Annotated in this window: 10 protein-coding genes and 1 pseudogene; 7 read left to right on the top strand and 4 right to left on the bottom strand. The window is 66.8% G+C overall.

The window, feature by feature from the left end; genetic code table 11:
• A pseudogene (locus tag WAL33_RS16080) lies at positions 1–253 on the bottom strand (SPOR domain-containing protein); the annotation flags it as partial.
• Positions 254–365: 112 nt separating this feature from the next.
• Positions 366–1,550 carry a deoxyguanosinetriphosphate triphosphohydrolase gene (locus WAL33_RS16075; RefSeq protein WP_422182528.1) on the bottom strand — a complete coding sequence of 395 codons (1,185 nt, stop codon included), beginning with the start codon at positions 1,548–1,550 and terminating at the stop codon, positions 366–368.
• Between the two features lie 78 nt (positions 1,551–1,628).
• On the opposite strand from WAL33_RS16075, the gene erpA reads away from it, so the two are divergent.
• The 4 genes from erpA (at position 1,629) to WAL33_RS16055 (ending at position 4,279) form a co-directional block, all read left to right on the top strand.
• The gene (gene erpA, locus WAL33_RS16070) at positions 1,629–1,961 is read left to right on the top strand and encodes an iron-sulfur cluster insertion protein ErpA (protein ID WP_422182527.1); all 333 of its coding nucleotides are present in this window, start codon (positions 1,629–1,631) and stop codon (positions 1,959–1,961) included.
• 84 nt (positions 1,962–2,045) lie between these two features.
• On the top strand, positions 2,046–2,456 hold the full coding sequence (locus tag WAL33_RS16065) for a hypothetical protein (protein WP_422182526.1): 411 nt from the start codon (positions 2,046–2,048) through the stop codon (positions 2,454–2,456).
• Positions 2,457–2,575: 119 nt separating this feature from the next.
• A complete protein-coding gene (gene xth, locus WAL33_RS16060; protein ID WP_422182525.1) occupies positions 2,576–3,364 on the top strand; it encodes an exodeoxyribonuclease III in 789 nt (262 codons plus the stop codon).
• A gap of 57 nt (positions 3,365–3,421) precedes the next feature.
• Positions 3,422–4,279: a hypothetical protein gene (locus WAL33_RS16055; RefSeq protein WP_422182524.1), complete on the top strand. Its 858-nt coding sequence runs from the start codon at positions 3,422–3,424 to the stop codon at positions 4,277–4,279.
• 79 nt (positions 4,280–4,358) lie between these two features.
• Here the strand turns inward: WAL33_RS16055 and ilvD are convergent, their stop codons facing one another.
• Positions 4,359–6,089 carry a dihydroxy-acid dehydratase gene (gene ilvD / locus WAL33_RS16050; protein WP_422182523.1) on the bottom strand — a complete coding sequence of 577 codons (1,731 nt, stop codon included), beginning with the start codon at positions 6,087–6,089 and terminating at the stop codon, positions 4,359–4,361.
• A 188-nt stretch (positions 6,090–6,277) separates the two neighbouring features.
• Complete coding sequence (locus tag WAL33_RS16045) at positions 6,278–7,198, bottom strand: Gfo/Idh/MocA family protein (protein WP_422182522.1); 921 nt, start codon at positions 7,196–7,198, stop codon at positions 6,278–6,280.
• A gap of 115 nt (positions 7,199–7,313) precedes the next feature.
• Between WAL33_RS16045 and WAL33_RS16040 the strand changes: the two genes are divergently transcribed.
• The 3 genes from WAL33_RS16040 (at position 7,314) to clpA (ending at position 11,384) form a co-directional block, all read left to right on the top strand.
• Entirely contained in the window at positions 7,314–8,339 is a 1,026-nt protein-coding gene (locus tag WAL33_RS16040) for an NADP-dependent oxidoreductase (protein WP_422182521.1), read from the top strand.
• Positions 8,340–8,718: 379 nt separating this feature from the next.
• Complete coding sequence (gene clpS, locus WAL33_RS16035; protein WP_007672483.1) at positions 8,719–9,048, top strand: ATP-dependent Clp protease adapter ClpS; 330 nt, start codon at positions 8,719–8,721, stop codon at positions 9,046–9,048.
• Positions 9,049–9,059: 11 nt separating this feature from the next.
• Positions 9,060–11,384, top strand: coding sequence for an ATP-dependent Clp protease ATP-binding subunit ClpA (clpA, locus tag WAL33_RS16030; RefSeq protein WP_422182520.1), 2,325 nt, complete (start codon positions 9,060–9,062; stop codon positions 11,382–11,384).
• The last annotated feature ends 86 nt before the right edge of the window (positions 11,385–11,470 follow it).

Below are 11,470 nucleotides of genomic sequence, written 5' to 3'. Positions count from 1 at the left end.
GCTGGGCGCTGCCGGCCGGGGGCGCGGCCTTCATCGCGGCGACGGGCTCGCCCACCGTGCGCGGCGGCTCGTTGGGGCCACGGACGCCGCCGCGATAGATCAGCAGCACCGCGACCACCAGGGTCGCCAGCACCACGGCGCTGATGATCAAGGTCATGGGCAAGGGCCGCGAGCCGCGAACAGGCTGACGCGCATCGAACGAGAGCGGCGCATCGGTGGGCGGCGTATAGGCGCCGCGGTGGGGATCGGACATTCGCGTCGAGGCTCCAGACTTCCAGGCGCGCGGATCGCAGGCAGCGAATCAGACGCGCGCAACCGCAGTTTATCGAAGCCCGATCCTACCCAGAACCGCCCGAACGCGGGAGTTAGTTCCACACATCCAGCTGGAACAGCTTCCGGTGCTCTTCGATCGCGAAGCGGTCGGTCATGCCCGCGATGTAGTCACAGACCACCCGGGCGCGGCCGGCGTCGTCGCGGTTCTGCGACCGGGCGAACCATTCCGTCGGCAGGACGTCGGGCTCGGCCAAGAACAGGCCGAACATCTCGGCCAGAATGCGGCGAGCCTGGCTGCGCGTGCGATTGACACGCCAGTGGCGATACATCCGCGCGTGCAGGAACTGGCGCAGCCGGGCCAGGTCCTCGGCCATGTCCGTCGAGAAGGCGACGAGCGCGTGGTCCAGGTTACGAACGTCCTCGGCCGACTGCACGCCGGTGGCGGCCGCCCGTTTCAGGGTCTCGCCCATGACGTCGTCGACCATGGCGCCGATCATGCGCCGCACGGCCTCCAGCCGGGTCAGGCGCAGATCCAGGTCAGGACGCTCGCTGCGCACGGCCGCCAGGATCGGGCCGATCAGCGGCACTTCCATCAGCTCGTCCAAGGTGAACAGCCCCGCCTCGACCCCGTCGTCGACGTCGTGGTTGTTGTAGGCGATGTCGTCGGCCAGGGCCGCGACCTGGGCCTCGGCCGAGGCCCAGGTGTTCAGGCCCAGCTTGTACTCGCTGTCGTACTTGGAGATCGCCTTCCAGGACGGCTTGCCCAGCTTTTCGGTCACCGGGCCGTTGTGCTTGATGATCCCTTCCAGGGTCTCCCAGGTCAGGTTCAGGCCGTGGAAGTCCGGATAGCGGCGCTCCAACTCGGTGACGACGCGGAAGGTCTGGACGTTGTGGTCGAAGCCGCCGAACGCCTTCATGCAGGCCTGCAGCTCGTCTTCGCCGGCGTGGCCGAACGGCGGATGGCCGATGTCGTGGCCCAGGGCGATGGTCTCGGCCAGGTCGCTATCCAACCCCAGCGCGGTCGCCAGCGAACGCGCCACTTGCGCCACTTCCAGCGAATGGGTCAGGCGGGTGCGGAAGTTGTCGCCTTCGTGGGCGACGAACACCTGGGTCTTTTCCTTCAGCCGGCGGAAGGCCGAGGTGTGGATGATGCGGTCGCGGTCGCGGGCGAACGGCGTGCGCGTGCGGCTCTCGTCTTCCTGGAAGCGGCGGCCCCGGGACTTGGCCGGATCCTCGGCATAGGGGGCGCGCTGGACGAGGAAGGGAGTCGACGACATGGAAGGCCTTTGCTGATCGCCCCCTTTCCCTGGGGCGCGGACACCCTCATATAGGCCAAGCACGGGTTTTCCACAGCTATGACCGACACAGCCGTAACGCTTTCTTCCAACGCCGCCCGCCGGCTCCACACCATCTCGGCGGCCGAAGGCCATCCGGTGATGCTGCGCGTCGCCGTCGACGGGGGCGGCTGCTCGGGATTTCAGTACCGCTTCGACCTGGTCGACAGCGCCGAGCCCGACGACCTGAAGGTCGAGCGCGACGGGGCAGCGGCCCTGGTCGACGTCATCTCCCTGGCCCTGCTGAAGGGTTCGGAGATCGATTTCGTCGACGAACTGGCCGGCGCCGAGTTCCGGGTGCGCAACCCCAACGCCAAATCCAGCTGCGGCTGCGGCGTCAGTTTCTCGATTTAAGGCGCTCAACCCAACAGGTTGCAATTGGCCTGTGTTGATCCTATAGGTTTACGAACAAATCAAGAACTTTTGGGTCCAAAGGTCATGGCCGCGCCGAAAATCCCATTGAGTTCAAGGCGTTCCGGAACCATCATCAACACCGTGACGCGCGAAGAGATAACAGCCAGGCTGGAAGCTGTGGAAGCCCGCAGCGAGACGCGGTTTGTCGAACTCGGCGGCAAGCTCGACTATCTGAGCGACGTTCTGATCGGCGACCACGGCTTCTTCGCGCAGATGAACGCCTTGAAGACCGACAATCTCGCGCAGAGCAATGCGCTGAAAGCCGAGATGATTTCGCTCAAGGCCGACAACAAGACCACGCGCTGGACGGTGGTGATCACGCTGATCACGTCGATCATAGCCGCGTCCGCGCTGATTTTGAGCGTCCAGGCCAATTTGCTGTCGGCTTTCCAGGCCGGACAGACCGCGGCGTCTTCGGCGCGGACGTCGCCCTAAGGTTTCGCGCCGCCACGAACCGCTGCACCGCCAGGGCCGTCGTTCCGCGAAATCCGGAACCGCGACTTGAGCGCGCCGCGCATGCGCCCTAGCCTCCCGCCGCCTGACTGGAGCCGTCAATGCGCATCGCCACCTGGAACGTCAATTCCGTCAACGCCCGCCTGGAGCGAGTCCTGGAGTGGTTCGAATCGGCCGCGCCCGACGTGGCCGTGCTCCAGGAGATCAAATGCCTGGACGAGAAGTTCCCGACCGAGGCCTTCGAGCGTCTGGGCTACAACGTCGCCGTCCACGGCCAGAAGACCTACAACGGCGTGGCCATGGTCTCGAAGTTCCCGATGGAGGACGTGCGGCGCGGCCTGCCCTTCCTGTATGACGATGAGGTCGACGAGCAGTCGCGCTACATCGAGGCGGTGATCGCCGCCCCGACGCCGTTCCGGATGATCGGCATCTACCTGCCCAACGGCAATCCGATCGGCACCGAGAAGTTCGACTACAAGCTGGCCTGGATGCGGAGACTTCATGCTCACGCCAGCGGGCTGCTTCAACTGGAGGAGCCGCTGGTCATCGCCGGCGACTACAACGTCATCCCCGAGGTCGAGGACGTGGCCAATCCCGAGGCCTGGCTGGGCGACGCCCTGTTCCAGCCCGAGAGCCGGGCCGCGTTCCGTGCCCTGAAGAACCTGGGCTTCACCGACGCCTACATGCAGACCGACGGCGCGCCGGGCGGCTACACCTTCTGGGATTACCAGGCCGGCGCCTGGCCCCGGAACCTGGGCATCCGCATCGACCACCTGCTGCTGTCGCCCCAGGCGGCCGACAAGCTGGCCGGGGTGGTGATCCACCGCGACGAGCGCGACAAGGAAAAGCCGTCGGACCACGTGCCGGTGGTGGCGGAGCTGAACCTCTGATGTCCCACCTCAAAACCCCGTCTGTTCGGACGCGCGGACTCTCGGTAGCCTGATCCCATGAGCGAACTCTGGCGTCTTTTGCTGCTCGTGACCCTGTCGGCGTCCACGGTGACCTTCCTGGGCAGCGCCGCGATCTGGTTCATGGACGAGGATCGCCGGATCCGCCGCGCCCTGCGCCATGTGCTCAAGGGCGCGCCCGAGACCGTGATCATCGCCAAGGGGCGCGGACGGGGCGCGGGCTTCAACTTCACCAACAACCAGGCCGCCGTGGCCTGGGACAGCGGCGCCTGGTGTCTGATCTATCGCATCGACGAGTTGATGGGGGCCGAGCTGTCGGTCGACGGCCAGGTGATCGGCCGGGTGTTCCGCGGCGAGCCGCGCCGGGCCATCGACCAGATGGTGCACCAGGCCGGCCAGGTGAGCCTGAAGCTGATCTTCGACGATCCGCGCCATCCCGACTTCGAGCTGGACCTGTGGCTGGAGAGCGACCAGCTGCGCCGCGAGAGCCGTTCGCCGGCCGACGCCATCCAGGAAGCCAACCGCTGGCTGCTGCGCGCCGACGCCATCGTTCGCCGCCCGCTGGCCCCGAAGGCGAAGACGCCCCCGCCGGCCGAGCCCGCCATCCCGTCCCGCCCCCTTGTGGTCGAACCGGAGGCCGAGCCCGCCGCGCCCCAGCCCCAGCCCTACTCGCCGGCCCTGGATACGCTTAGCGCCGCGCCTCAAAAACTCCCGGGCGCGGGCGCCCTGCTGTTCGACGTGCTCGACACCACCGCCGATCCAGAAGGCGACTTGTGGGACGACGGCTCGGACATCGATCCGCCGCCGCCCCCGGCAAAGACCTACAAGCCCGTCGCAAAGGCTTCGCGTCCCCCCAAGGACGACCAGGACGACCTGCCGTTCGACCTGGACGACTGATCCTGTTCGGCCGGCCGCGGGTTTGACGGCCCAATCCTCATCAGTTCGGACGTAGGGGCGAGTCTGCCCGCCCCTACGCTCAGATATCCGCGTAGACGTGGGTCTCTTTCGCCGCGCCCGGATGGGTGGTCGCGCCCAGATAGGCCGGGCCCACCAGCTGGGCGAACTTCCAGATCGCGCCGCTGTTGTAGTCGTGGCCGCGCGGCTTCCAGGCGGCCTTGCGGCGCGCCAGTTCGTCGGCCGGGACTTCCAGGTCGATCGTCCCCTTGGTGGCGTCGATGCTGATGATGTCGCCGTCCTGGACCAGGGCGATCGGGCCGCCCACGGCGGCTTCCGGACCCACGTGGCCGATGCAGAGGCCGCGCGTGGCGCCCGAGAAACGGCCGTCGGTGATCAGGGCGATGTTCTCCACGCCCTGGCCGTAGATGGCGGCCGTGGTCGAGAGCATCTCGCGCATGCCCGGCCCGCCCTTGGGACCTTCGTAGCGGATGACCAGGACGTCGCCTTCCTTGTAGTCGCGGTTCGACACGGCCTCGAAGCACGCCGCCTCGCCGTCGAACACCCGGGCCGGGCCGCGGTGCACCTGGTGCTTGAGGCCCGCCACCTTGACGATGCCGCCGTCCGGAGCCAGCGAGCCCCACAGCCCAACGACGCCGCCGGTCGGCGACAGCGGAGCCGAGACCGGACGGATCACGTCCTGGTCGTCGCGCCAGACCACGTCGGCCAGGTTCTCGGCCAGGGTCTTGCCGGTCACGGTCATGCAATCGCCGTGCAGCAGGCCCGCGTCCAGCAGGGTGCGCAGCAGCATCGGCACGCCGCCGGCCTCGCCCATGTCCTTGGCCACGTAGCGGCCGCCGGGCTTGAGGTCGGCGATATAGGGCGTGCGGGCGGCGATCTCGGCCACGTCCTTCAGGGTGAATTCGATGCCGCACTCGTGGGCCATGGCCGGCAGGTGCAGGGCGCCGTTGGTCGAACCGCCGGTGGCGGCCACGACGACGGCGGCGTTCTCGAACGCCTTGCGGGTGCAGATGTCACGCGGGCGGATGTTCTGCTCGATCAGCCGCATCACCGCCTCGCCCGAGGCCACGGCATACTGGTCGCGGTCCAGGTACGGGGCCGGCAGGGCCGACGACAGCGGCAGGGCCAGGCCGATGGCTTCGGACACGCAGGCCATGGTGTTGGCGGTGAACTGGCCGCCGCAAGCGCCGTCCGACGGACAGGCGTGCTGCTCCAGCTCGCACAGGGTGGCGGCGTCCATCGTGCCGGCCGCGTGGGCGCCGACGCCCTCGAACACGTCCATCACGGTGATGTCGCGCCCCTGGAACCGGCCGGGCAGGATCGAACCGCCGTACAGGAACACGCTGGGCACGTTCAGGCGCAGCATGGCCATCATCATGCCCGGCAGGCTCTTGTCGCAGCCAGCGACGCCCACCAGGGCGTCATAACCGTGGCCGCGCATGGTCAGCTCGACGGAGTCGGCGATCACGTCGCGGCTGACCAGCGAGCTGCGCATGCCCTCGTGGCCCATGGCGATGCCGTCGGTGACGGTGATGGTGCAGAACTCGCGCGGCGTGCCGCCGGCCGCCTTGACGCCCTTGGCCACGGCGTTGGCCTGGCGCATCAGGGCGGTGTTGCACGGGGCGGCCTCGTTCCAGCACGAGGCGACACCCACGAACGGCTGGGCGATCTCACGCGTGCCAAGACCCATGGCGTAATAGTATGAACGGTGCGGCGCGCGGGCCGGCCCTTCGGTTACGTGCCGGCTCGGGAGTTGCGACTTGTCCCAGGTGCCGTCGGGTTTCTTGGTCATGATGTACGCCTTCGGAAATCGTGCGCCGTGGTTAGCTCAGCTGGGAGCGTGACGGAAGGGTTCGACGCTGAGTTTTTGCCGGAAACCGGCCTTTGGACGCCTGTTTCATTGCGAACGGTTCGCGGTAACGCGGCCGCCGCGCATGATCAGACCCTTCCCGCCACCTGATGGGTCCGATGGCCGCTTCGCTAGCCACCCGCCGCCTGTTCCACCGCCAGCCCCAGGTCCAGCGCCCTTGCCGCCTCCTCGCCCGTCACGACCGGACGCGGCGCCTCGCCGCGTACGGCCTTCAGGAAGCCGGCGACGCTCTGGCCCAGGGGATCCTTGCCGGCCGGGGTGTCGTTGAAGTCCTCGATCAGCGGGAACGGGGTGGTGTTGCGGAAGGTGCGGGCCAGGAAGTCGATCTCGACCTCGCCGGAGGGATAGACGACCTTCATGGTCCGCTCGCGGGCCTCGGCGACGCGCGAGCTGTCGAACACGGCGGTGAAGCCGTTGTCGAAGGTGGCCTCGGCCTTGACCCAATCGAGGGACGTGGAGCGGGTGATCGCCCCCTCGCCTTCCACCGCCACCGGCTCGCCGTCGCACAGGGCCAAGGCCAGGTCGATGTCGTGGATCATCAGGTCCAGCACCACCGAGACATCGAGGTTGCGGTCCGAGGGCGTGCCCCGGCGGACGGCTTCCAGGCGCAGCGGCTGCTCGGGGATGTCCAGCAGGCCCATGGCCTGGAACACCACGCGCTCCTGATGACCGCAGGCCAGCGGCACGCCGGCCTTGGCGGCGGCGGCGACCAGGGCGTCGGCGTCCTGCGGCGTCACGGCCAGGGGCTTCTCGGAATAGACCGGCTTGCCGGCCTTCAGCGCCGCCAGGCCGGCCTTGGCGTGATGCACGGCGGGGGTGGCGACGGTGACCACATCGACAGCGGCCAGGAAGCTAGCGAGGTCGTCGAAGGCCTGAGCCCCCAAGGGTTCGGCCAGGGCCTTGGCCCGCGCCAGGTCGACATCGAACACCGCGACGAGCTCGACGCCGGGCAGTTCGACATATTTCTTGGCGTGGTAGCCACCGAACACGCCGGCGCCGATGACGCCCGCCTTGAGAACATCTTGGGTCATTGCGGCTGTCTAAACCGTTCGTCTTGATGCGGGAAGCGCTGGAGCCGCACGCCAGTCCAAGCTAAACGTTCGTTTAAACAACGCACCTCGATCGCGAGGTCTGGGAGAAACAACCATGGTCACGTCGCGCGAAATCCGTCTGAAGAGCCGCCCCGTCGGCGTCCCGACCCACGAGAACTTCGAACTCGCCAGCGTCGAGGTCGGCGCGCCCGGCGACGGCGAGATCCAGGTCAAGAACCTGTGGATGTCGGTCGATCCCTACATGCGCGGCCGGATGAGCGACCGGAAGAGCTATGTGCCGCCGTTCGAACTGGGCAAGGCCCTGCAGGGCGGCGCGATCGGCGAGGTCACGGCGTCCAATGATCCGGACTTCAAGCCCGGCGACATCGTCTCGACCATGTTCGGCTGGCGCGAGGCGTTCAACGTCTCGCCCAAGGCCCTGGCGGCGGGCGGCATGGGCGCGGTGACCAAGATCGACACCCACGGCCTGCCGCCCCAGACCTTCCTGGGCGTGGCGGGCATGCCGGGCCTGACCGCCTATGTCGGCCTGCTGCGGATCGCGGCGCTGAAGGAGGGCGACGTGGTGTTCGTCTCGGCCGCCGCCGGGGCCGTGGGCTCGGTGGTCTGCCAGATCGCCAAGCTGAAGGGCCACACGGTGATCGGCTCGGCCGGCGGTCCCGAGAAGGTCGCCTTCCTCAAGAGCATCGGGGTCGACCACGTGATCGACTACAAGGCCACGCCCGACGTGGTCGCCGAACTGGAAAAGGCCGCCCCCAAGGGCATAGACGTCTATTTCGAGAACGTCGGCGGCGTGCACCTGGAGGCCGCCTTGAACTCGGCCCGCACCTTCGCCCGCTTCGCCGTGTGCGGGATGATCTCGCAGTATAACGAGACCGGAAAGCCTACCGGCCCGTGGAACATCGCCCAGATCGTCGGCAAGAGCCTGCGGCTGGAGGGCTTCATCGTCTCCAACCACTACGACCTGGCGCCGCAGTTCATCAAGGACATGTCCGGCTGGATCGGCTCGGGCCAGATCAAGTGGAACGAGACGGTCGAGGAAGGCGTCGAGCGCGCCCCGGACGCGTTCATCAAGCTCTTCAAGGGCGAGAACCTGGGCAAGATGCTGGTGAAGCTGGGGTAGTCGCCCCTCCCCCCGTGGGGGAGGCGATCGCGCAGCGATCGGTGGGGGGAGTCTAGGGTCGAAGATCGGCCTCCGGTAGTCGGCCATCCCTCCCCCTCCGTCGGCTTCGCCGACACCTCCCCCACAGGGGGAGGACCTTGGAGCTCCACTGAGTCGCCCGCTCCGCCCCTTGCGCCCCGCCAAAACCGCCCCCATCTGCGCTCCTCGCCGTTGGCAACCAACTGCCCGCGTCGCCGCTATCCCAAGCGAGAAGCCACTTTGCGCGGCGCCCCTGTGTTAAAGCGGCGCAGCCGCGCGGCAGCCCCTTCCAATGCTGCCGCGTTTCCATATCTAATCCATACTAAGGCGGGTGGTTCGGCCCGCCGGGAGAGAGCGGTCAATGGCCGAGCGAAAGCAAGGCGGACAAAACAACGGCGCGGGCTCTTCGGTGATCACGGAAGTGAAGCCGAAGACACAGAAGCCTTCGCTCTATCGCGTACTAATCTTGAATGACGACTATACTCCAATGGAATTTGTCGTTTACGTACTTGAACGTTTCTTCAACAAGTCGCGCGAAGATGCGACCCGGATCATGTTGCACGTTCATCAACATGGCGTCGGCGTTTGCGGCGTTTTCACCTACGAAGTTGCCGAGACCAAGGTTGCGCAAGTGATCGACTCGGCACGCAGGCATCAGCACCCCCTGCAGTGCACCATGGAAAAGGATTGAGGAGCCTCCCCTTGCCCTCTTTTTCGCGCCCACTTGAAGAATCCCTGCATCGCGCCGTCGCTTACGCCAATCAGCGCAAGCACGAGTACGCCACGCTTGAACACCTGCTGCTGTCGCTCACCGATGACGACGACGCGGCCGGGGTCATGCGGGCCTGCGATGTCGACCTCAACGCTCTGAAGAAGAGCCTCGTGAACTATCTCGACGTCGAACTGTCCTCTCTGGTGGTCGACGACGAAGATGACGCCAAGCCCACGGCGGGCTTCCAGCGCGTGATTCAGCGCGCGGTGATCCACGTCCAGTCGTCCGGTCGCGAAGAAGTGACCGGCGCCAACGTGCTGGTGGCCATCTTCTCCGAGCGCGAGAGCCACGCCGCCTACTTCCTGCAAGAGCAGGACATGACCCGCTACGACGCGGTGAACTTCATCGCCCACGGCATCGCCAAGAAGGCGGGCGCCTCCGAGCCCAAGCAAGCCAAGGGCGCGGCGGTCGAGGAAGACGTCGAGAAGCCCAACGCCAAGACCGGCGGCGAGGCCCTCGAAGCCTACTGCGTCGACCTCAACGAAAAGGCCCGCCAGGGCAAGGTCGACCCGCTGATCGGCCGCGCGAACGAAGTGGAACGCGCGATCCAGATCCTGTGCCGTCGGACCAAGAACAACCCGCTCCTGGTCGGCGAACCCGGCGTCGGCAAGACCGCCATCGCCGAGGGCCTGGCCCGCAAGATCATCACCCACCAGGTCCCCGAAGTCCTGGCGGAAGCCACCATCTACTCGCTCGACATGGGCGCGCTGCTGGCCGGCACCCGCTATCGCGGCGACTTCGAGGAACGCGTCAAGCAGGTGGTCAAGGAGCTCGAGAACCACCCCAACGCGGTGCTGTTCATCGACGAGATCCACACGGTGATCGGCGCCGGCGCCACCTCGGGCGGGGCGATGGACGCCTCCAACCTGCTGAAGCCGGCCCTGGCTTCGGGCACCCTGCGGTGCATGGGCTCGACCACCTACAAGGAGTTCCGTCAGCACTTCGAGAAGGATCGGGCCCTGGTCCGTCGCTTCCAGAAGATCGACGTCAACGAACCGACGGTGGAAGACACCATCAAGATCCTCAAGGGGCTCAAGAGCTACTACGAGGACTTCCACAAGCTGAAGTACACCAACGAGGCCCTCAAGGTCGCGGTGGAGCTGTCGGCCAAGTACATCACCGACCGCAAGCTGCCCGACAAGGCGATCGACGTGATCGACGAGGCGGGCGCGGGCCAGATGCTGCTGCCGGAAGGCCGTCGCAAGAAGGTCCTGGGCGTCAAGGAGATCGAGGCCGTCGTGGCCAAGATCGCCCGTATCCCGCCCAAGTCGGTTTCCAAGTCCGACACCGAGTCCCTGCGCGAACTGGAAGCGGACCTGAAGCGCGCCGTGTTCGGTCAGGACGAGGCGCTGATGCAGCTGTCCTCGGCCATGAAGCTGGCCCGGGCCGGTCTGCGCGACCCGGACAAGCCGATCGGCAGCTACCTGTTCAGCGGCCCGACCGGCGTGGGCAAGACCGAAGCCGCCAAGCAGCTGGCCTTGACCCTCGGGATCGAGATGATCCGCTTCGACATGTCGGAATACATGGAGCGCCACACCGTCAGCCGCCTGATCGGGGCTCCCCCCGGCTATGTCGGCTACGATCAGGGCGGCCAGCTGACCGACGCCGTCGACCAGCATCCGCACGCCGTGGTGCTGCTGGACGAGATCGAGAAGGCGCACGCGGACGTCTACAACATCCTGCTCCAGGTCATGGATCACGGGGTGCTGACCGACAGCAACGGCAAGAAGGTCGACTTCAGGAACGTCATCCTGATCATGACCACCAACGCCGGGGCTTCGGACGCCCAGCGCCAGGCGATCGGCTTCGGCCGCGACAAGGTGCAGGGCGAGGAAGAGGCCGCGCTCAAGCGCCTGTTCACCCCGGAGTTCCGCAACCGCCTCGACGCGGTGGTGGCCTTCAAGCCGCTGACGCCGGAGATCATCCGGATGGTCGTGCAGAAGTTCGTCCTGCAGATGGAAGTCCAGCTGGCCGACCGGAACGTGACGATCTCGCTCAGCGACGACGCGGCCGACTGGCTGGCCAAGAACGGCTTCGACGAGCTCTACGGCGCGCGCCCCCTGGCGCGGGTCATCCAGGAGCACATCAAGAAGCCGCTGGCCGACGACATCCTGTTCGGACGCCTGGTCCGCGGCGGGCATGTGAAGGTCGTGCTCAAGGACAGCAAGATCGACTTCGAGATCGAGAGCAATCCGGAAAAGCCCGGCAAGTCTCCCAAGTCCGAGGACGAAGCCGAACCGGCCCTGGCCGAGTAGCCTGGTCGGGTAGATGAAACGGCGAGAGGCCCGGAGCGATCCGGGCCTCTTTGCTTTTCAACTCGCGAAAAGCGATTGGACAAAAC

This window comes from Caulobacter sp. (assembly GCF_049283275.1).
Taxonomy (GTDB): Bacteria; Pseudomonadota; Alphaproteobacteria; order Caulobacterales; family Caulobacteraceae; genus Caulobacter.
The sequence above is the reverse complement of the archived record's forward strand: the minus strand, read 5'-3'. Positions and strand labels throughout refer to the sequence as shown.

Coding starts and splice junctions, on each gene's coding strand:
- xth (WP_422182525.1), top strand. CDS start 2,576: ATGCGCATCGCCACCTGGAACGTCAATTCCGTCAACGCCCGCCTGGAG.
- WAL33_RS16045 (WP_422182522.1), bottom strand. CDS start 7,198: ATGACCCAAGATGTTCTCAAGGCGGGCGTCATCGGCGCCGGCGTGTTC.
- clpS (WP_007672483.1), top strand. CDS start 8,719: ATGGCCGAGCGAAAGCAAGGCGGACAAAACAACGGCGCGGGCTCTTCG.
- WAL33_RS16075 (WP_422182528.1), bottom strand. CDS start 1,550: ATGTCGTCGACTCCCTTCCTCGTCCAGCGCGCCCCCTATGCCGAGGAT.
- WAL33_RS16040 (WP_422182521.1), top strand. CDS start 7,314: ATGGTCACGTCGCGCGAAATCCGTCTGAAGAGCCGCCCCGTCGGCGTC.
- ilvD (WP_422182523.1), bottom strand. CDS start 6,089: ATGACCAAGAAACCCGACGGCACCTGGGACAAGTCGCAACTCCCGAGC.
- WAL33_RS16065 (WP_422182526.1), top strand. CDS start 2,046: ATGGCCGCGCCGAAAATCCCATTGAGTTCAAGGCGTTCCGGAACCATC.
- erpA (WP_422182527.1), top strand. CDS start 1,629: ATGACCGACACAGCCGTAACGCTTTCTTCCAACGCCGCCCGCCGGCTC.
- WAL33_RS16055 (WP_422182524.1), top strand. CDS start 3,422: ATGAGCGAACTCTGGCGTCTTTTGCTGCTCGTGACCCTGTCGGCGTCC.